The organism is Pseudomonas sp. EB271-G4-1 (assembly GCF_058791355.1).
The window spans coordinates 99,404-118,875 of the sequence record NZ_JBYTEO010000012.1; the positions used below are offsets into that span (position 1 = coordinate 99,404).

18 protein-coding genes are annotated in these 19,472 nt (G+C 58.5%); 7 read left to right on the forward strand and 11 right to left on the reverse strand.

The window, feature by feature from the left end; genetic code table 11:
* Nucleotides 1-7: 7 nt before the first annotated feature.
* The gene (locus AC3WWR_RS08710; RefSeq protein WP_454866339.1) at nt 8-2,131 is read right to left on the reverse strand and encodes a putative bifunctional diguanylate cyclase/phosphodiesterase; all 2,124 of its coding nucleotides are present in this window, start codon (nt 2,129-2,131) and stop codon (nt 8-10) included.
* A gap of 322 nt (nt 2,132-2,453) precedes the next feature.
* Between AC3WWR_RS08710 and AC3WWR_RS08715 the strand changes: the two genes are divergently transcribed.
* Together AC3WWR_RS08715 and AC3WWR_RS08720 are read left to right on the forward strand one after the other, a co-directional pair.
* Nucleotides 2,454-3,122: a polysaccharide lyase family 7 protein gene (locus tag AC3WWR_RS08715; RefSeq protein WP_492598649.1), complete on the forward strand. Its 669-nt coding sequence runs from the start codon at nt 2,454-2,456 to the stop codon at nt 3,120-3,122.
* 484 nt (nt 3,123-3,606) lie between these two features.
* Nucleotides 3,607-3,987 carry a hypothetical protein gene (locus AC3WWR_RS08720; protein ID WP_083349847.1) on the forward strand — a complete coding sequence of 127 codons (381 nt, stop codon included), beginning with the start codon at nt 3,607-3,609 and terminating at the stop codon, nt 3,985-3,987.
* A gap of 245 nt (nt 3,988-4,232) precedes the next feature.
* On the opposite strand, the gene AC3WWR_RS08725 is transcribed toward AC3WWR_RS08720, so the two are convergent.
* From AC3WWR_RS08725 to tkt, 7 genes are all read right to left on the reverse strand, one after another.
* Nucleotides 4,233-4,688, reverse strand: coding sequence for a DUF3757 domain-containing protein (locus AC3WWR_RS08725; RefSeq protein ID WP_116287605.1), 456 nt, complete (start codon nt 4,686-4,688; stop codon nt 4,233-4,235).
* A 266-nt stretch (nt 4,689-4,954) separates the two neighbouring features.
* Complete coding sequence (fba, locus tag AC3WWR_RS08730; RefSeq protein ID WP_007975467.1) at nt 4,955-6,019, reverse strand: class II fructose-bisphosphate aldolase; 1,065 nt, start codon at nt 6,017-6,019, stop codon at nt 4,955-4,957.
* Nucleotides 6,020-6,271: 252 nt separating this feature from the next.
* Entirely contained in the window at nt 6,272-6,604 is a 333-nt protein-coding gene (locus AC3WWR_RS08735) for an MliC family protein (protein ID WP_432668680.1), read from the reverse strand.
* Between the two features lie 56 nt (nt 6,605-6,660).
* Complete coding sequence (locus AC3WWR_RS08740; protein WP_020800880.1) at nt 6,661-6,882, reverse strand: putative periplasmic lipoprotein; 222 nt, start codon at nt 6,880-6,882, stop codon at nt 6,661-6,663.
* Between the two features lie 35 nt (nt 6,883-6,917).
* Nucleotides 6,918-8,081 (reverse strand): phosphoglycerate kinase, encoded by a 1,164-nt coding sequence (locus AC3WWR_RS08745; protein ID WP_020800881.1) that lies wholly within the window; start codon nt 8,079-8,081, stop codon nt 6,918-6,920.
* 26 nt (nt 8,082-8,107) lie between these two features.
* Nucleotides 8,108-9,163, reverse strand: coding sequence for an erythrose-4-phosphate dehydrogenase (epd, locus tag AC3WWR_RS08750; RefSeq protein ID WP_033044723.1), 1,056 nt, complete (start codon nt 9,161-9,163; stop codon nt 8,108-8,110).
* Between the two features lie 190 nt (nt 9,164-9,353).
* A complete protein-coding gene (gene tkt, locus AC3WWR_RS08755) occupies nt 9,354-11,351 on the reverse strand; it encodes a transketolase (protein ID WP_020800883.1) in 1,998 nt (665 codons plus the stop codon).
* Between the two features lie 272 nt (nt 11,352-11,623).
* Here tkt and AC3WWR_RS08760 point away from each other — a divergent pair, with 272 nt between their 5' ends.
* The 4 genes from AC3WWR_RS08760 to AC3WWR_RS08775 all read left to right on the forward strand — a co-directional run bounded on the left by AC3WWR_RS08760 (nt 11,624) and on the right by AC3WWR_RS08775 (nt 16,161).
* Entirely contained in the window at nt 11,624-12,619 is a 996-nt protein-coding gene (locus AC3WWR_RS08760) for an ArsR/SmtB family transcription factor (protein WP_033045623.1), read from the forward strand.
* A gap of 18 nt (nt 12,620-12,637) precedes the next feature.
* Nucleotides 12,638-13,828: a methionine adenosyltransferase gene (gene metK, locus AC3WWR_RS08765; protein WP_020800885.1), complete on the forward strand. Its 1,191-nt coding sequence runs from the start codon at nt 12,638-12,640 to the stop codon at nt 13,826-13,828.
* A 159-nt stretch (nt 13,829-13,987) separates the two neighbouring features.
* On the forward strand, nt 13,988-15,661 hold the full coding sequence (gene ligB / locus AC3WWR_RS08770) for an NAD-dependent DNA ligase LigB (RefSeq protein WP_432668684.1): 1,674 nt from the start codon (nt 13,988-13,990) through the stop codon (nt 15,659-15,661).
* A gap of 104 nt (nt 15,662-15,765) precedes the next feature.
* Nucleotides 15,766-16,161 carry a DUF1090 domain-containing protein gene (locus AC3WWR_RS08775; RefSeq protein WP_020800887.1) on the forward strand — a complete coding sequence of 132 codons (396 nt, stop codon included), beginning with the start codon at nt 15,766-15,768 and terminating at the stop codon, nt 16,159-16,161.
* Nucleotides 16,162-16,277: 116 nt separating this feature from the next.
* Here the strand turns inward: AC3WWR_RS08775 and AC3WWR_RS08780 are convergent, their stop codons facing one another.
* Nucleotides 16,278-16,727: a c-type cytochrome gene (locus tag AC3WWR_RS08780; RefSeq protein WP_020800888.1), complete on the reverse strand. Its 450-nt coding sequence runs from the start codon at nt 16,725-16,727 to the stop codon at nt 16,278-16,280.
* Between the two features lie 128 nt (nt 16,728-16,855).
* Here AC3WWR_RS08780 and mltA point away from each other — a divergent pair, with 128 nt between their 5' ends.
* Nucleotides 16,856-18,028, forward strand: a complete 1,173-nt coding sequence (mltA, locus tag AC3WWR_RS08785; RefSeq protein WP_432668685.1) for a murein transglycosylase A — start codon at nt 16,856-16,858, stop codon at nt 18,026-18,028.
* A gap of 123 nt (nt 18,029-18,151) precedes the next feature.
* Here mltA and AC3WWR_RS08790 read toward each other — a convergent pair whose 3' ends face one another.
* Both AC3WWR_RS08790 and AC3WWR_RS08795 read right to left on the reverse strand, forming a co-directional pair.
* Nucleotides 18,152-18,535, reverse strand: coding sequence for an MAPEG family protein (locus AC3WWR_RS08790; protein WP_020800890.1), 384 nt, complete (start codon nt 18,533-18,535; stop codon nt 18,152-18,154).
* A gap of 30 nt (nt 18,536-18,565) precedes the next feature.
* A complete protein-coding gene (locus AC3WWR_RS08795) occupies nt 18,566-19,399 on the reverse strand; it encodes an EamA family transporter (RefSeq protein ID WP_020800891.1) in 834 nt (277 codons plus the stop codon).
* Between the last annotated feature and the right edge of the window lie 73 nt (nt 19,400-19,472).

Consider the following 19,472-nt stretch of genomic DNA (forward strand, 5'->3'; position numbering starts at 1 on the left):
AGCGAATTCAGCGAGTCAGCGCGCCCCAGTCGAAGGGCTGCATAAAGCTTTCGGTGTCTTCGGCCATCATCGGCCGGGCTACCAGGAAACCTTGCACATATTCACAACCATTGGCCTGCAGCCACTGGTATTGCGCCATGGTTTCGACCCCCTCGGCAATCACCAGCATCCCGTACTCTTTGCACAGGTCGATCACATTACGCACCAGGGCCGCATCCCTTGAAGACTCAGGAATACGGCTGATCAGATGGCGGTCAAGCTTCAGCGTATCCATCTCCAGATCGCGCAAGTGGGATAAAGAACACGGGCCTGAACCGAAATCATCCAGCGCCACCCGCACCCCCAGATTGCGCAGCAAACGCAGCTGTTTGCGGGTTTCGTCAGGGTTGTGCATCAGGGCCGCTTCCGTCACTTCGACTTCCAGATGACGCGGCTTCAAGCCATGGCGCTCCACGACCTGGCGCAATTCGGTGACCAGATTGGGCATGGCAAACTGAGTGCTGCTCAAACTGACGCTCACCACCAGATCCTCGCCAAACAGAGCCTCCCAGGCTTTGCGCTGCCCGGCACTGTTCTGGTAAATCCAGCTGCCCAGGCGACTGATCAATCGCGCTTCTTCCAGCAGCGGCAAAAACAATCCTGGCGGAACGTCGCCGACGCTCGGGTGCTGCCAACGCAGCAACGCTTCGAACCCGCGAGTTCGCCCATCGGCAACAGCCACCTGCGGTTGATACACGAGATTGAAATCACGGTTTTCGATGGCCGTGCGTACGCTTTCTTCGAGCATCAGGCGCGATCGTGCCCGACCGTTCATTTCGTGATCGTAAAACCGATACTGTTGACGACCGGCGCGCTTGGCCTCGTACATGGCAATATCGGACGCACGCATCAAACCGTCGAGATTGGCACCACAATCGGGAAAGGTGGCAATACCAATACTGGCACCAAGGACGATATCCATACCGTCGATTTGCTGGCAGATCGATACCCGTTCGATGAGTTTTTCCGCAACTTTTGCCGCCTGTTCAGGAAATTCCAGGTCCAGCAGCGCCGTGAACTCATCGCCCCCCATGCGTGCCAGGATATCGAACGGGCGCAGACAGGCCTTCAACTGTTCTGACACCCAACGAAGAACCCGGTCGCCTGCATCGTGACCGAGAGAATCGTTAACCCGTTTAAAGCCATCGAGGTCCAGGTACAGCAGGACCCATGCGCTGTCCGAGCGCTCGCCGCGCAACAGCAGATTTTCCACGGTCTGGTAGAAGCCGCGACGGTTGAGCAGCCCGGTCAGCGGATCGGTGACCGCCTGGAATTCGAGTTGCTGGTGCAGGTGGCGCACCACCGACATGTCCAACACTGTCACGACCATCGCGTGCTGGTCAGAGGGCAGTGGCGCGCAAGACAGTGCCACCGGCACCTGTTGCCCGGGGGCGGTACGCAGCAAAGCGTCGTGCAGGCGCAAGGTCTCGCCGCGCTTGTAACCGCTCAACACGTCAGAATCGGCCCACACCGGTATGTGTGGTTTTTGCAGGAAATCCAGGAACTCCCTGCCCTCCAGCTCCTGCACCGTAGCACTGAGCAACCGCGACATCGCCGGGTTGGCAAAACGAATCAGGCCGTCCTCGCCAACGACCAGAATGCCTTCGGCGGCGTTGTCCAGCACCGAGGCGTTAAACGCGCGAGCGGCCTCCAGGTCATGACTCAGTCGCTGCAAGGCCCGGCGATTACGCTGATGTTCGAGCAGCGCCTGGACCTTGGGTTTGAGAATCTGCGGGTCGAAGGGCTTGAACAGGTAATCCACTGCGCCACTGGCGTAACCCTTGATCACGGCGTCCTGGGACTGTTCATTGGCGGTCAGGAAAATGATCGGCGTCAGGCGCGTCCGTTGGCTGCCGCGCATCAGGCGCGCCACTTCGAAACCGTCCATGCCCGGCATTTGAACGTCCAGCAACACCAGGTCGATTTCGTGCTCAAGCAACAGCCCGAGCGCCTCGAAACCCGAGGCAGCGGTGATGACCTGCCAATCCTGGCGCTGCAGCAATGCCCGCATGCTGACCAGATTTTCAGGGTAGTCATCGACGATCAACAGGGTTGAATGGCCTTCAGCTGGCATTGGGTGCGCGCATTCCATGCTGCTTCTCTAGGTCTGGAAGTCAGGCCGACTTCTCGTGAAAACCGGACAGATACTGTGCCTTCACTCTAGACGGTGATCAGTGAAAGCAGTAGGTGTCAGTGCGCCATCACTCGGCCGATGCAGATTTAGCCGACTAACGGTCGGCGCTACAGCCCGCCAAAACCGGGAGGGATGGCATTTCGACAGGATGTTGGCGCCAAAAACCTGCCCAATGGGCGTTAACAAAATAGTTCACTGCGCTTATAAAGGCCGCCCAAAAAAGTGCGTGCCAGAGCGTTTGGCACGCCCGTGCAGTATGAATTCGTGGAAGCTTTTGACTATGATCGATCTCGCAACCTGGAACCTCAGCGTTCCCGTCGGCAGCCCGCCCTACACCGTTGAAACATCCAAACTGGTAGATGGCTTCAAGGATCAATACTTCCATTCCGACACCGGCACACTGATTTTCTGGACCCCGGTGACTGGCACGCGCACCGAAAATGCCAAATACCCACGTACCGAACTACGGGAAACCTACAGCAACGGCACCCTGAAAAACTGGTACTACCCCAATGCCGACAACTTCCTGCGTGCCACCCTGGCGGTGAACCAGGTGCCGAGCTCTGGAAAGATCGTCATTGGTCAGATCCACGCCTACCAAAGCCAGAAGCCTCTGGTCAAGGTCGAGTACCAATATACGACCAGCACTAAGAGCGGCAACATCGTCGCCAAAGTACGCATGCACCCCGATGACGACGAAGGTCGGGTAATCACTGTCGCCTCCGGCGTGAAACTGGACCAGGAGTTTTCCTACCTCCTTCACCTCAGTCCTGGCGGCGCGCTGGGGGTCAGCGCCGCGGGTTACCAATGGGACACCAACATCAGCCAGACCTGGCGAGTCAAACCGCTGTACTTCAAGGCCGGGGTGTATGTGCAGGACAACACGGGATACACCACAGAGGGCGGTAAGGTGACATTCAGCAAACTCGATATCGATCACGATAAGTAAAAAGCACTTCCCATTGTTTCATTTCCGCTCACGCGGGAATGAACCTCGGGATAAAATTCGCTCTTAAACATAAACCTCCACCATTACTGTCTTGATTATATTTTCCTCAAAAAGCTGCTCAAGTTTAATCCGCATATCCACCCCTCATTTCGATTCGTGCAGATTAAGTTTTTCACCCAAACGAGAGTAGGGCTACCCCATTCCAAAATCACCTGTGCAAAATGACAGTCTAATAGACGATTTCGCAATAACAGCAAATACAGATTGAATTAACATTTACAGTCGCCACTGGCGTGAAACTCGAAGGGGAATCGACGCATTCTGCACAAACGGGAGTTCTTATTGCTAAAAATTCACATAACACAATAAATTCGAATAAGTAACTGTCATTTATAACAGGTGAAAATTCGCCATCTGCAAATTATTCTTGGCTGGCAACCCATTACCGTTTTCCTTCTGCAGATTACCCCAAGGAACAGACTCCATGAGTGCCAAGGAAGACATCAGCATGCTGGGCCGCATCACTGCCGTTTATAACGCTACGGATAAAGCGGGAACAACCTACGAACTGAACATCACTTCCAGCACGGACAGAAGCGGCGCCATGACAGGTACTCTACGTATTGGCGTGATCGAATACGGTCTGGTCGGGGACTATCGCTTCAGAAATGCGAACGGCATTCAAACCGACATTTACTTTGCCGGGTCAAACACTCGTGACCACAACGCGCGCTCTGGATACTTCATCCTCGAAGCCATCAATCGGCGTTATGAATCCCTCAAGGGAAAACGCGTATATAGCGACCCTCATACCCAGTCGCTCTACATACTTGACATAGAATTTTTCAGAAAACCCGCTCTTTGAGAAAGAACCCCGTACAGCATCCTGAATTATTGACCACGATAAGTGAACACGACTTGCAAAGGCATCGTCCTGATCGACGGCCAGCGCCTGCCGGTAGCTGGCCGAGGTATACACGATGTGGGGCGCCGCCAACCCGAAATTCCTGGTCGATCGATAATCGGTAGCCCCAAGACTCGAGCTTCAGCTTAAACAACTAAAAGCCTGAACAATCAAGGCTTTTAGCTGACTTTGAGTTATTCTTTCATTCAATCAAACTTGAAAGCACACTGGCTTACACCAGCAGAACAGAAGTTATCTTTCCAGTCATTACCGACTGGCTTGGCTGGCGCAGGAAAGCGCTGCGACATCCTCACACCTGCCTTACCTTCGCCCTCGTAATCACAGGCAACAAAATACACCGGGTTACCGTTATCAGTAGTTTGTCGAATGGCTGCCGAGGTGAACTTCACTTTATCAAGATATGACTCAGTCGCGGCCGGATTCTCACCTTTCCAGCCCCCTCTGATGGCATTGGCTGCATAGGTAAAACCGCGCTCCGGAGTAATTGACTGCGCCATGATTTGACTAACCTGTGGGCACATTTCATCAGCCGCATTTACATTACCAGCAAAGGCAATAACACCCAGAAGGCCCAGTGAAACCACTCCACGGCTCCAAAAGTGTTTCTTACTATTACTAGTATCAAAATTTAAGTAGTTCAATTTTTAAACTCCACACATTGAATTGAACCCAGATACTGAACACTAAATAAAAACTTGTCCACCCTCAGTTTTGACAGGTTATTTCAAAATTCAACAACATTAATAATTACTAAAATATACAACCGACAAACTACGAAATATAAGATTACGAAATCTCAAGAAACTTTTAACGAACATAAAAAATGCCCTTGTCTTTGCGACAAGGGCATTTTTTGTCAACCGCCAGTCATTCACGGAAGCTCGCGAGGCGCTCCCAAACTGAAGACTTAGTTAACCTTGGCGTTCAACTCACCTTTCAGATAACGCTGATACATCCCTTCCAGGGAGATCGGCTTGATCTTCGAAGCGTTGCCTGCGGTACCGAAGGCTTCGTAACGGGCGATGCACACGTCGCGCATGGCAGTCACAGTGGCGCCGAAGAATTTACGCGGGTCGAATTCGCTCGGGTTGGTGGCCATCAGGCGACGCATCGCACCGGTGGACGCCAGGCGCAGGTCGGTGTCGATATTGACCTTGCGCACGCCGTGCTTGATGCCTTCGACGATTTCCTCAACCGGTACGCCGTAGGTCTCCTTAATGTCGCCGCCGTACTGGTTGATGATCGCCAGCCACTCTTGCGGAACCGAAGACGAGCCGTGCATCACCAGGTGAGTGTTCGGAATGCGCTTGTGGATCTCTTTGATGCGGTCGATTGCCAATACATCGCCGGTAGGCGGTTTGGTGAACTTGTAGGCGCCGTGGCTGGTGCCGATGGCGATGGCCAGGGCATCGACCTGGGTGCGCTTGACGAAGTCAGCGGCTTCTTCCGGGTCGGTCAGCATCTGGCTGTGGTCCAGAACGCCTTCGGCGCCAATACCGTCTTCTTCACCGGCCATGCCGGTTTCCAGCGAACCCAGGCAGCCCAGCTCGCCTTCTACCGAGACGCCGCAGGCGTGAGCCATGGCCACGGTTTGTTGAGTAACGCGTACGTTGTAGTCGTAGTCGGTCGGGGTCTTGCCGTCTTCGCCAAGGGAGCCATCCATCATCACCGAGCTGAAGCCCAGTTGGATGGAACGCTGGCAGACGTCAGGGCTGGTGCCGTGATCCTGGTGCATGCACACCGGGATGTGCGGGAATTCTTCGATGGCCGCCAGGATCAGGTGACGCAGGAACGGTGCGCCGGCGTATTTGCGAGCACCGGCCGAAGCCTGGACGATCACCGGGGAGTCAGTCTTGTCAGCGGCTTCCATGATGGCGCGCATCTGCTCAAGGTTGTTGACGTTGAAGGCTGGAACGCCGTAGCCGAACTCGGCTGCGTGGTCCAGCATCTGGCGCATGCTGATAAGTGCCATTGTGTGTGTCTCTCCCGGTTTGGGTCGTTAATCGTGCCAGCCTGCCGTAGCGGCGGCGGCTATTCAAGTTATTGCAGATCGGGGGTTGGTCCCGGGCTGCGAATTCGGTGTTACATCAATCTCAACGCCGGCCCCTGTAGGAGCGAGCATGCTCGCGATGAACGAAGGAGCACCGCTGGGTATCAGACAGCCAGCGTTATCGTTAACGACCATCGCGAGCATGCTCGCTCCTACAGGTACAGCACAGTCCGTTTATTGCGCCTTACAACCGCGGCCAATCAAATCATTGGTGGCGACCCAGTAAACCAGGCCTTCCTCACCTTTCATGTGAAACGCCAGCATGTTGTCGCTGTACAGCGAACCCGACGCGCCTGGCTCCTGCTTGAGGCGATGAACCTGATCGGCTCCGCCCAGGCGCACGTCGACTTCCTGGCGGCTGTCGTCGGTGTAGCGCCAAACCACCTTGGCCTGGCTGTCGCAGGTCCAGGTAGTCCAGTCATCGGCAGGGGTGGACGACTGGAACGGGTTCCAGTTCGTGCACCCGCCCAGCAATACCAACGCCGTAATGGCGATAAAGCCTTTCATCCATGTCCCTCGACTGACGGCAGACACCGCCAGCGCTGAGTAAAGAGTCAGACCCGTCAAGGACAACCATGTTCCTTGGCGGGAGCCTGTGTCTCGTATTTGTCCAGGCCATCAGGCCCGGAACGCTTGTTGAGCACCGGATTGGTTTCTGCCTGCCAGTCGGCTTGATAGCAACCGTTCTGGGGCGCCGACGGCGCGGGTTCCGACGTAGCCTTGGGATTACTCCCACAAGCCGCCAGCAATCCCGCTACGATCAACAGCGCTAAGGTCTTGACCATGTCAACACTCCCTTGCCTGGTCAAACGGGCGACCCTCAGGCCTTGGCCCGGCTTTCCAGGACTTCAACGGCTGGCAACACCTTGCCTTCGACGAACTCCAGGAACGCGCCGCCACCGGTAGAAATGTAGGAGATTTGCTCGGCAACGCCATATTTATCGATGGCCGCCAGGGTGTCGCCGCCGCCAGCAATGGAGAATGCGGCACTGTCAGCGATGGCCTGGGCCAGCACTTTGGTGCCGTTACCGAACTGGTCGAATTCAAACACGCCAACCGGACCGTTCCACAGGATAGTCTTGGATGACTTCAGCAGTTCGGCGAAGTTCGCCGCCGTCTGCGGGCCAATATCAAGAATCATGTCGTCATCGGCAACATCGGCGATCAACTTGACAGTAGCCGTCGCGCTTTCAGCGAATTCCTTGGCAACCACCACGTCCACCGGCAGCGGCACGCTGACTTTGGCGGCAATGGCGCGGGCGGTGTCCAGCAGGTCCGGCTCGTACAGCGATTTGCCGACCGGGTGACCAGCCGCCGCCAGGAAAGTGTTAGCGATACCGCCGCCGACAATCAGCTGGTCGCAGATCTGGCTCAGGCTGTTAAGAACGTCAAGCTTGGTCGATACCTTGGAACCGGCAACGATCGCGGCCATCGGCTGGGCCGGTGCGCCCAGGGCCTTGCCCAGCGCGTCCAGTTCGGCGGCGAGCAGTGGGCCCGCGGCGGCAACCTTGGCGAACTTGGCCACGCCGTGGGTCGAACCCTCGGCACGGTGCGCGGTGCCGAAGGCGTCCATCACGAACACATCGCACAGAGCTGCGTACTGCTTGGCAAGCTCGTCCGCGTTTTTCTTTTCGCCCTTGTTGAAGCGCACGTTTTCAAACAGCACGATGTCGCCGGCTTTCACGTCGACGCCGTCGAGGTAATCAGCCACCAGCGGCACTTCGCGACCCAGAGCCTTGCTCAGGTAGTCTGCCACTGGCTTGAGGCTGTTCTCGGCGGAGAATTCGCCTTCGGTCGGACGGCCAAGGTGCGAGCAGACCATCACGGCCGCGCCTTTTTCCAGGGCCAGCTTGATGGTCGGCAGCGAAGCCAGGATTCGCGCATCGCTGGTGACTACACCGTCCTTGACTGGGACGTTGAGGTCTTCGCGAATCAGTACGCGCTTACCTTGCAGATCGAGGTCGGACATCTTCAACACGGTCATGGGTCGCATTTCCTGAGTAGCTGTTCTTAGAGAGCAGGTTTTTTTGAGGCTGTGTGCAGATAGTGTTCCGCAACATCCAGCATTCGGTTGGCAAAACCCCATTCGTTGTCGAACCAGGCCAGGATGTTCACCAGCCTTGGGCCGGAAACTCGAGTCTGACTGGCATCGACGATCGCCGAATGTGGGTCGTGGTTGAAATCACAACTTGCATGGGGCAACTCGGTGTAGGCTAGAAGGCCTTTGAGCGGGCCGCGGGTGGCAGCCTCGCGCAGGATCCGGTTGACCTCGGTGGCGTCGGTGTCGCTCACGGTCTGCATCGTGATGTCGAGGCAAGACACGTTAACCGTCGGAACGCGTACGGCTTTGGCCTGAATTCGCCCGGCAAGTTCCGGCAGCAAGCGTTCAATGCCGCGCGCCAGACCAGTGGACACCGGAATCACCGACTGAAACGCCGAACGGGTGCGGCGCAGGTCTTCGTGATGATAGGCGTCGATCACTGGCTGGTCGTTCATTGCCGAATGGATGGTGGTAATCGACACGTACTCGAGCCCGATGGCCTGATCCAGCAATCGCAACAACGGCACGCCGCAGTTAGTCGTGCAAGAAGCGTTGGACACCAGCAACTCATCGCCCGTCAGGCAATCCTGGTTCACGCCGTAGACGATAGTGGCGTCGACATCCGCCTCGCTGGCCATCGGCTGGGAAAACAATACGCGCGGAGCGCCAGCGTCGAGGAACCGTTGGCCGTCTTCGCGGGTGTGGTAAGCGCCGGAGCATTCCAGCACCAGATCGACGCCCAACGACGCCCAATCGATGCCTTCGGGAGTAGCACTGCGCAGGACCTTCACGCAGTCGCCATTAATATGCAGACAATCGCCATCGACCCTGACCTCACCGGGAAAGCGCCCGTGGGTGGAGTCGAAGCGTGTCAGGTATTCGATGCTGGCCATGTCGGCCAGATCGTTGATCGCGACAATCTCGAACCCGGCCTTATCGCCTCGTTCAAACAACGCACGCAATACGCAACGACCAATCCGGCCGTAGCCGTTGAGTGCAACTTTGTAGGGACGCGGTTGAGGCATGGGGGTTCTCGATAGACGCAGTCAGACGAAATCTCTTTAACAACACACCCCACCTGTAGGAGCGAGCATGCTCGCGATGGACTTCAGGACAACGCGTTCATCCAGACAGCCGGCGTTATCGTTAACGACCATCGCGAGCATGCTCGCTCCTACAAGGGTTCGCGGCGGTCATTAGACCGCCGCGCTGTGCTTAGTCTTCCAGCAGCTCTTCAGCCTGACCCAGGATGTTTTCCAGGGTGAAGCCGAACTCTTCGAACAAGGCAGGCGCAGGCGCCGACTCGCCGTAGGTGGTCATGCCGATCACGCGACCTTCCAGGCCGACATACTTGTACCAGTAGTCGGCAATGGAAGCTTCGATGGCGATACGGGCGCTGACCTGCAGCGGCAGGACCGATTGCTTGTAGCCAGCGTCCTGGGCGTCGAACACGCTGGTGCAAGGCATGGAAACCACGCGCACCTTGCGGCCCTGCTCGGTCAGCTTGTCGTACGCCTGAACGGCCAGGCCGACTTCCGAACCAGTAGCGATCAGGATCAGCTCAGGCTCGCCTGCGCAGTCCTTCAACACGTAGCCACCGCGGCTGATGTCGGCGACCTGCAGGGCATTGCGGGTCTGGTGCTGCAGGTTCTGACGCGAGAAGATCAGGGCCGAAGGACCGTCTTTACGCTCCAGTGCATACTTCCAGCACACCGCCGATTCAACGGCATCGGCCGGACGCCAGGTGTCGAGGTTTGGCGTGCAGCGCAGGCTGGCCAGTTGCTCGATTGGCTGGTGAGTCGGGCCGTCTTCGCCCAGACCGATGGAGTCGTGGGTGTAGACGTGGATCACGCGCTGCTTCATCAGGGCCGACATGCGCACCGCGTTGCGGGCGTATTCCATGAACATCAGGAAGGTCGCGCCGTAAGGCACCAGGCCGCCGTGCAGGGCAACCCCGTTCATGATCGCGGTCATGCCGAATTCGCGCACGCCGTAGTACATGTAGTTGCCGCTGGCGTCTTCAGCGGTGACACCTTTGCAGCCTTTCCACAGGGTCAGGTTGGAACCGGCCAGGTCAGCCGAACCGCCGAGGAACTCAGGCAGCAGCGGGCCGAACGCGTTCAGGGCGTTCTGGCTGGCTTTACGGCTGGCGATGGTCTCGCCCTTGGCAGCCACTTCGGCGATGTAGGCATCGGCTTTTTCGCTGAAGTCGGCCGGCAGTTCGCCGCTCAGACGACGGATCAGCTCATTGGCTTCGGTCGGGAACGCCGCGGAGTAGGCCGCGAAACGCTGGTCCCACTCGGCTTCGACCGCGCGACCAGCTTCCTTGGCATCCCACTCGGCATAAATGTCGGCCGGGATTTCGAACGGGCCGTGGTTCCACTTCAACGCCGCACGGGTCAGGGCGATTTCCGCGTCACCCAGCGGGGCGCCGTGGCAGTCTTCCTTGCCTTGCTTGTTCGGCGAACCGAAGCCGATGGTGGTCTTGCAGCAGATGAGCGTCGGCTGCGGGCTTTTACGCGCCGTCTCGATCGCGATCTTGATCTCTTCCGGATCATGACCATCGACATTGCGGATCACTTGCCAGTTGTACGATTCAAAGCGCTTTGGCGTGTCATCGGTGAACCAGCCTTCGACTTCGCCGTCGATGGAGATACCGTTGTCATCGTAGAACGCGATCAGCTTGCCCAGGCCCAGGGTACCGGCAAGGGAGCTGACTTCGTGGGAGATGCCTTCCATCATGCAGCCATCACCCAGGAACACGTAGGTGTGGTGATCGACGATGTTGTGGCCAGGACGGTTGAACTGCGCCGCCATGACTTTTTCAGCCAAGGCAAAGCCCACGGCATTGGCCAGGCCCTGGCCCAGCGGGCCGGTGGTGGTCTCGACGCCCGGCGTGTAGCCGAATTCCGGGTGACCCGGGGTACGGCTGTGCAGTTGGCGGAACTGCTTCAGGTCTTCGATCGACAGATCGTAGCCGGTGAGGTGCAGCAGCGAGTAGATCAACATCGAACCGTGGCCATTGGACAGCACGAAGCGGTCACGGTCGGCGAACGATGGATTGCTCGGGTTGTGCTTGAGGTAGTCGCGCCAAAGCACCTCGGCGATATCCGCCATACCCATGGGGGCACCGGGATGGCCGCTGTTGGCTTTTTGCACGGCATCCATGCTGAGGGCACGAATGGCGTTGGCACGCTCACGACGGCTAGGCATCGCTGTTCTCCTGCGGGTTCTGAATCGAGAGTGATAAAAATGAAACGGAAAAAAGGCGAGCATTTTCCCTCACCCGGACGCCTCGGGGCAATGACAGAAAGTCATCTGAAGGCGTTTTTCCAACGCTTGGCGACGGATTAGGCGGGTGAAACCTTTCCGCTATCGGTTTGTAGAGTTGAGCAGCTCCTGAGAAGTGCCATCTATCGATCAATATCAAAACTTTTTGATATTGATCTTGCGGTGCTTCCGGTGCGTGACTAGACTGCCGGCCTATGAATTTACGCGCGCCCTCCATTCGCCAGGACGATTGTGATGAGCTGGCGGCCTTGTGCAAGGCCGGCGGCGATCCCTTGCGCCTGAATGTCTTGCGCGCCTTGACCAACGATTCGTTCGGCGTACTGGAACTGGCGCAGATCTTCGGCATCGGCCAATCGGGCATGAGCCACCACCTCAAGGTGCTGGCCCAGGCTGATCTGGTAGCGACCCGCCGTGAAGGCAATGCGATTTTCTACCGTCGCGCCCTGCCACACACTGAGTTGCCGGGGGGAAAATTGCACGCGGCATTGCTCGAGGAAGTGGATAACCTGCGTTTGCCGGTCGACGTGCAAATGCGCATCACCCAGGTTCACAAGCAACGCGAGGCGGCCAGCCAGGACTTTTTCTCACGGGTCGCCGAGAAATTTCGCGCCCAGCAAGACTTGATCGCTGGCCTGCCACAGTACCGCGAGAGCGTGGTGGCCCTGCTCGACAAGCTGAGCTTCGGCAGCGCTGCCACGGCGATCGAAGTCGGCCCCGGCGACGGTGCATTCCTGCCGGAACTGTCGCGCCGCTTCACTCAGGTCACGGCACTGGACAATAGCCAGGCCATGCTCGAACTGGCACGCCAGGTGTGCGAACGCGATTCGCTGACTAACGTTAACCTGCAACTGGCCGATGCCCTGAACGGCGTCAGTCTCAAGGCCGATTGCGTTGTACTGAACATGGTATTGCATCACTTTGCCGCGCCGGCCGATGCGCTCAAGCACATGGCCAATTTGCTGCAACCGGGCGGCAGCCTGCTGGTGACAGAATTATGTAGCCACAACCAGAGTTGGGCCAAGGAGGCCTGCGGTGATCTCTGGCTGGGGTTTGAACAGGACGATCTGGCCCGTTGGGCCACCGCTGCGGGGCTCGTCCCCGGAGAAAGCCTCTATGTAGGCTTACGTAATGGTTTCCAGATTCAGGTCCGCCATTTTCAGCGGTCGGCTGGCGACACTCACCATCGGTAATTTCAGGAAAACATCGAGATGAGCGAATACTCCCTTTTCACCTCCGAGTCCGTGTCTGAAGGGCATCCGGACAAAATCGCCGACCAGATTTCTGATGCGGTGCTGGACGCCATCATCGCTGAAGACAAGTTCGCGCGCGTGGCGTGCGAGACCCTGGTGAAAACCGGCGTGGCGATCATCGCTGGCGAAGTCACCACCTCGGCCTGGGTTGACCTGGAGCAGATCGTTCGTGACGTCATCACCAACATCGGCTACACCAGCTCCAACGTCGGCTTCGACGGTGCGACCTGCGGCGTAATGAACATCATCGGCAAGCAGTCCCCTGACATCAACCAGGGCGTCGACCGTGCCAAGCCTGAAGATCAGGGCGCCGGCGACCAGGGCCTGATGTTCGGCTACGCCAGCAACGAAACCGACGTGCTGATGCCTGCACCGATCACGTTCTCGCACCAGCTGGTGAAACGCCAGGCCGAAGCCCGTAAATCCGGCCTGCTGCCTTGGCTGCGTCCGGACGCCAAGTCGCAAGTGACCTGCCGCTACGAAAACGGCAAGGTTGTCGGCATCGACGCGGTTGTCCTGTCGACCCAGCACAACCCGGAAGTGTCGTACGCAGACCTGCGCGAAGGCGTGATGGAGCTGATCGTCAAGCACGTGCTGCCTGCCGAACTGCTGTCCAAGGACACTCAGTTCCACATCAACCCGACCGGCCAGTTCATCATCGGTGGCCCGGTGGGCGATTGTGGCCTGACCGGCCGCAAGATCATTGTCGACAGCTACGGTGGCATGGCCCGCCACGGTGGTGGTGCGTTCTCCGGCAAAGATCCATCCAAGGTTGACCGCTCGGCTGCCTATGCCGGTCGTTACGTGGCCAAGAACATCGTTGCCGCCGGCCTGGCCGAGCGCTGCGAGATTCAGGTGTCCTACGCCATCGGCGTTGCCCAGCCGACTTCGATCTCGCTGAACACCTTCGGCACCGGCAAGATCAGCGACGACAAGATCGTCAAACTGGTCCGCGAAGTGTTCGACCTGCGTCCTTACGCAATCACCACCATGCTTGACCTGCTGCATCCGATGTACCAGGAAACCGCTGCGTACGGCCACTTCGGTCGCACCCCGGCAACCAAGACGGTTGGTGATGACACCTTCACCACCTTCACCTGGGAAAAGACCGACCGCGCCGAACACCTGCGCACTGCTGCCGGCCTGTAAGACTTCCCGGCGGTACCTGAAGCCCCGCACGGTCCGCCGTGCGGGGCTTTTTTATGGGTGAAAACTTAGTAGGTTGAAACACTCCGAAAAACAGCGGCACACCCATCAGCCCGCCGCTGACTAACCTTCAGGCACCTCTATCGAGCAAGGAAGCTCACTATGCTGCCCCGCCTGCTGACCGGCTTACTCCTGACCTGCCTGTGCCTGAACAGTGCTGCTGGCGAATGCCCTGCCTGGCCGCCCGCGCGTGCCGCACAAGAACTCGCCGCGCTGCAAAAACAAATCGACCTCTGGGATGACAGCTATCACCGTGAAGGTCGTGCGCTGATCGCCGACGAACTCTACGATCAATCCTTCGCACGACTGACCCAATGGCGCCAATGCTTCAGTCCCGGCTCGACTACCGATCCATTGCGCACCGCGAGCGGTCCGCTGGCCCATCCAGTGCCGCATACCGGCCTGGAAAAACTGCCAGATGCGGGTGCCGTCGAGCATTGGCTGCGGGGTCGAACTCAGGTCTGGGCCCAGCCCAAGGTCGACGGCGTGGCGGTGACCCTGGTCTACCGCAATGGCCTGCTGGTCCAGGCGATCAGTCGCGGCGATGGTGTGCATGGTCAGGACTGGACCGACTCGGCCCGCCAGGTCGGCGCCATTCCTCAACGCCTGTCCGAGCCACGGGACCTGGTGGTACAGGGCGAGCTCTACTGGCGCCTCGCTGACCATGTACAAGCCATCGCCGGCAGCCTGAACGCCCGCGGCACGGTAGCCGGGTTGATGGCCCGCAAGACATTGAGCGTCGAGCAGTCCGAGGGGATCGGCCTGTTTGCCTGGGAATGGCCCCACGGTCCGACGAGCTTGCCGGCCCGTATCGCGGAACTGGAAAAACTCGGTTTTTCCAGTTCCGCACAGTACACCCAGGCCATCAGTTCAATAGCCGAAGTCGAGTACTGGCGTGATCACTGGTATCGCTCGCCCCTGCCGTTTGCCAGCGACGGGATTGTCCTGCGCCAAGAGCAGCGCCCGCCCGCCGAACGCTGGCAGGCAAAAGCGCCATACTGGATCGTTGCCTGGAAGTATCCCTTTGCCCAGGCACTGGCCGAGGTACGAAAAGTTCATTTCAAGATTGGTCGCACGGGACGGATCACCCCCGTGCTGGAGTTGATCCCGGTGACGCTCGATGACCAGCAGATCAAGCGCGTCAGCGTGAGCTCCTTGCAACGCTGGCAAACGCTGGATATCCGAGCGGGCGACCAGGTCGCCATCAGCCTGGCCGGCCTGACCATTCCCAGGCTCGATGGCGTTGTGCTGCGCAATACCGAGCGCCCTGAGATGAACGTACCGCTGGCTGCCGACTTTCACCCATTGAGCTGCTGGCAGCCGACGCCGGGATGCCAAAGCCAGTTTCTCGCACGCCTGACATGGCTCAGCGGCAAACACGGATTGGACCTGCCCCATGTCGGCCCCGGCACATGGGAAAAACTTCTTGAAACAGGTCACCTGAACGGCCTGTTGGATTGGTTGACCCTCGATGCCCAAGAGCTTGCTAACATTGACGGTTTCGGCGAGCGTAGCGCTACTCGGCTGGCCAGCAGTTTCGACAATGCCCGGCAACGCCCACTCGCCCGCTGGCTCAAAGCCCTGGGTATGCCGCCGATCGGCCAGGCACACTTGGGCGACTCATGGCGGGAGCTGGCACAACGAGACATCGAGCAATGGCAGGCCCAACCCGACATCGGACCAGGACGCGCCGCACAATTAAGCGCATTTTTTCGCGATCCGCAGGTCGTGGCGCTGAGTGAAACACTTCGCCGGGCTGCCATAGACGGTTTTTAGCTTTAGCCCCGGTGATGCCCATGCGCCCGGGAACCCTGAAGTCCCGATGGGCTCAAACGTGCCATCGCTGCATCGACACGTATGCCTTTTCACCTGGAGCTTTTATGAAATTTCTTCCACCACTGGTCCTGTTGACCCTTTGCAGCGTTATGGCCACTCCATTGATGGCCGTCGAAGACGCCCCAGGCCTGACCGGCTGCGCCGCCAAGAAACAAGGCATCATCAATCAGATCGAACTGGCCAAATCCCACGGCAATGCCGACCAGCAGGCTGGCCTGGAGAAAGCCTTGAGCGAAGTCAGCGCCAATTGCACTGATGCCTCGCTGAAGAAAGAACGGGAAAACAAGGTGCTCGACGCCAAGCACGAAGTCAGCAAGCGTCAGGCCGACCTTGATAAAGCCATGAAACAAGGCGACCCCGAGAAGATCAACAAGCGCAAGGACAAACTCGCCGAGTCCCGCAAGGAATTGCAGGAAGCGGTGGACGAGCTGGATAAATAAGAACAGGTAAAGATCGGCAATCCCTGGTGCTGCAAAATCCGCCTTCGCAAGCAGGCTCACCCCCACAGTTGACCGCATGCCCCTGCTCGCGAAGACATCAGACCGGGTATCGTTGATCAATGATCCCGAAATTCTTTATGGCACGCACTGCAGGCATCTTCGACCTTCTGTACCGCCGGCCCCAGGTTACTGGCCTTGTAGGGTTGAACCTGACTGGCGATCACCAGCTCGCCCGTGGCCGCTTCAAGACTGCGAGCCATTTGCTCAAAGCGTGCCTGCTTCTCCCAGACATCATTCTTGGCACTGGTGTGGTCTTCTTCACGCACCTGCGGGAAATGTTTCCATGGCTCATGGGACAGCGCATCGAGTTTCACCGCGCCGTCAGCGAACTTCGGGCCATCGAACGCAATACGGCCACGCAACATGCCACCCAGGTCTTCACCGGTCTTGAGCATCTGCTTGAAAATGGCCTTGCGCTGACCGAGGGGCGAGTTGGGATCGACGCCGCCACAAGCGCAAAGCGTCAGGCAGGCCAGCAATACAACAGAAAGTCTTTTAAGAGTCATGGTGGCTTCAGGTCACGGAAAACGGGGGCCAGTATCCTCGCGTCACCGGCAAACACCAATACCCCTATTATCAATACGGGTTGCATGAGTGCACACGACGCTCAGGCAACCGGCAAAGGAAATATTCCATGAACAGCCGTTTCAAGGCCTGGTGTCACCCCCTGGCCTGGACGCTTCCGATTGTGGCCGTGCTCGCTGGCTGCACCGGTGGCGAAGACAAACAACCGAAGACCCACGCCCTGGCCACCTACTCCAGCGCCACTTGGGAAGCGTTGCCGGCAGTCTCCGACAATGACCTCGTTGCCGGTTTCGGCTCCTGGCGCAGCGCCTGCACCCGACTCAAGGCTGACCCGGTCTGGGGCGCCACCTGCGCAGCGGCGACCAACGTGCCGCAGAGTGCCAGCGACATCCGTGGTTTTCTCAAGCAGAACCTGGATGTCTACGGCCTGCGCGCCGCCAACGACAATCCCAACGGTTTGATCACTGGCTACTACGAACCGGTCTACCCCGGCAGCCTGACCCAAACCGCAAAGGCGAACGTCCCGGTGTATGGCGTGCCTGAAGATATGATCATCGTCTCGCTGGACAGCATCTACCCGGAACTCAAGGGCAAACGCCTGCGCGGCCGACTTGAAGGCCGCGTGCTCAAGCCTTACGACGATGCAGCGACCATCGGCAGCAAGGGGGTCAAGGCTCCCGTCGTGGCCTGGTTGACCGATCCGATGAACCTGCAGTTCCTGCAAATCCAGGGATCGGGTCGTATCCAGCTCGACAGCGGTCGTCAGCTGCGAATCGCTTACGCCGACCAGAACGGCCACCCTTATCGACCGATCGGACGCTGGTTGGTGGAGCAACGCGAGCTGAAGAAAGAAGACGTGACCATGGGTGCAATCAGCAACTGGGCCAAGGCCAACCCAGCGCGCATTCCAGAACTGCTCGGCAGCAACCCAAGCTACGTATTTTTCACCCAGAACCCGGACAGCAACGAAGGGCCGCGCGGCTCTCTGAACGTGCCGTTGACGGCCGGTTATAGCGCGGCGGTGGATCGCAAAGTGATTCCGCTGGGTAGCCTGTTGTGGTTATCCACCACAAAACCGGATGGCACTGCACTGGTACGCCCGGTGGCAGCCCAGGACACCGGCGGCGCCATTGCCGGCGAGGTTCGTGCGGATCTGTTCTGGGGTACTGGCGAGGCGGCCGGGCAACTGGCTGGCGACATGAAGCAGCAGGGGCAGATCTGGATGCTTTGGCCCAAAGGCGCGGCGCTGCCGCAAGTGCCGCAAGTCGCCGACAAGCTTTAAAGTCAAAAGATCGCAGCCTGCGACAGCGCCTACATTGACCTCATCCGCCGCATTATCGCGGATGCTCTCAATGCCTGTAGGAGCTGTCGAGTGAAACGAGGCTGCGATCTTTTGATCTTGCCCTTAAACCGACACGACAAAGAAACTGACGATCAGCCCCATCCCCACAAACCACACCAACGACCGCAAGGTCGCCCAGTCCGCCAGATAGAAAATGATGAAGAGAAGGCGACTGGTGATGAACAACACCGCCAGCACATTGAGGGTCACGAGCTCCGCATTGCCGACCAGGTGCGCCACGAGCACTGCCGCCGCGAACGCCGGGGCCACTTCGAAGCTGTTCAGTTGCGCGGCATGTGCCCTCTTGCCCAAGCCCTCCAGGGAATCAAGAAATCCCCGGGGATCGTGATTGTGTCTCAAACCGTATCCACCGCTGATCTTGGCCACCGCCGTACACACATACGGCAGGATGATCGCAATTAAAATGCACCACAGAGCAACATTCATGAAGCAGTCCCTTTCTCACGTTTAGACCCGTCAAAATTTCATTACCAGCATGCCAACCAGAACCAGCCCGCAGGCCAGTAGCCTTGGCCCGCCGAAAGGTTCTTTCAGGTAACGCATGCCGAACAGCACCACCAGGATCACGCTGATCTCGCGCAAGGCCGCCGCTTCGGCAATGGAGCCCAGCTGCATGGCCCACAGCACCAGAGCGTAGCTGAACAACACGCAGAATCCGACCGCCAGGCCCAATCGCCATTGCTCACGCCAGAACAGCTTGAACGCCGGCCGCTTGCTCACCCAGGCCAGCAACGGAAACGGCCAGGCACTGAGCAATGTCACCCAGACCAAGTAATCCAGTGGATGCGACCAGCGCCGCAAGGCCTGGCCATCGATGAAGGTGTAGCAACCGATGCACAAGCCGATCAGCGCGACCACAGGCAGCATCGACCACGGCAAGCGAGCGCCGCCTCCCCCCTGCCAGAGCAGGCACAGCATGCCAAGCGGGATCAACAGAATGCCGAAGATCTGCTGGTGGGTCAGCACTTCCCCGGCAAAAACCAGGGTCAGCGCGAGCACCACCAGCGGCGACAACCCCCGCATCAGCGGATAGACCAGCCCGAGGTCGCCGACCCGATAAGCCTGGATCAGCAAATAACGGTAGAGCAACTCGAAGGCTGCCGAGGCGAGAATCCACGGCCAGATGTCCAATGGCGGCAGCGCCACGAACGGCAACATAAGCGCGACGAAGAGCATTGCCACGCTGTCCATGCAGGCCACTACCAGCAAACGCTCGGCGCTGAACTTGATCAGGGTATTCCACGCCGCATGCAACAGCGCCGCCACCAACACTAACGCCGTCGCAAGCACGGCCTACTCCTTTTTTGTTGACCGCCCCCCTTGTAGGAGCCGGCTTGCTGGCGATGGCGTTCCTGTGATTGCC

Excerpts from the sequence above, each read along its gene's own strand:
- AC3WWR_RS08710 (WP_454866339.1), bottom strand. The coding sequence starts at position 2,131 with ATGGAATGCGCGCACCCAATGCCAGCTGAAGGCCATTCAACCCTGTTG.
- metK (WP_020800885.1), top strand. The coding sequence starts at position 12,638 with ATGAGCGAATACTCCCTTTTCACCTCCGAGTCCGTGTCTGAAGGGCAT.
- AC3WWR_RS08740 (WP_020800880.1), bottom strand. The coding sequence starts at position 6,882 with ATGGTCAAGACCTTAGCGCTGTTGATCGTAGCGGGATTGCTGGCGGCT.
- AC3WWR_RS08775 (WP_020800887.1), top strand. The coding sequence starts at position 15,766 with ATGAAATTTCTTCCACCACTGGTCCTGTTGACCCTTTGCAGCGTTATG.
- AC3WWR_RS08720 (WP_083349847.1), top strand. The coding sequence starts at position 3,607 with ATGAGTGCCAAGGAAGACATCAGCATGCTGGGCCGCATCACTGCCGTT.
- AC3WWR_RS08780 (WP_020800888.1), bottom strand. The coding sequence starts at position 16,727 with ATGACTCTTAAAAGACTTTCTGTTGTATTGCTGGCCTGCCTGACGCTT.
- AC3WWR_RS08715 (WP_492598649.1), top strand. The coding sequence starts at position 2,454 with ATGATCGATCTCGCAACCTGGAACCTCAGCGTTCCCGTCGGCAGCCCG.
- fba (WP_007975467.1), bottom strand. The coding sequence starts at position 6,019 with ATGGCACTTATCAGCATGCGCCAGATGCTGGACCACGCAGCCGAGTTC.
- tkt (WP_020800883.1), bottom strand. The coding sequence starts at position 11,351 with ATGCCTAGCCGTCGTGAGCGTGCCAACGCCATTCGTGCCCTCAGCATG.
- epd (WP_033044723.1), bottom strand. The coding sequence starts at position 9,163 with ATGCCTCAACCGCGTCCCTACAAAGTTGCACTCAACGGCTACGGCCGG.
- AC3WWR_RS08760 (WP_033045623.1), top strand. The coding sequence starts at position 11,624 with ATGAATTTACGCGCGCCCTCCATTCGCCAGGACGATTGTGATGAGCTG.
- AC3WWR_RS08735 (WP_432668680.1), bottom strand. The coding sequence starts at position 6,604 with ATGAAAGGCTTTATCGCCATTACGGCGTTGGTATTGCTGGGCGGGTGC.
- ligB (WP_432668684.1), top strand. The coding sequence starts at position 13,988 with ATGCTGCCCCGCCTGCTGACCGGCTTACTCCTGACCTGCCTGTGCCTG.
- AC3WWR_RS08790 (WP_020800890.1), bottom strand. The coding sequence starts at position 18,535 with ATGAATGTTGCTCTGTGGTGCATTTTAATTGCGATCATCCTGCCGTAT.
- mltA (WP_432668685.1), top strand. The coding sequence starts at position 16,856 with ATGAACAGCCGTTTCAAGGCCTGGTGTCACCCCCTGGCCTGGACGCTT.
- AC3WWR_RS08745 (WP_020800881.1), bottom strand. The coding sequence starts at position 8,081 with ATGACCGTGTTGAAGATGTCCGACCTCGATCTGCAAGGTAAGCGCGTA.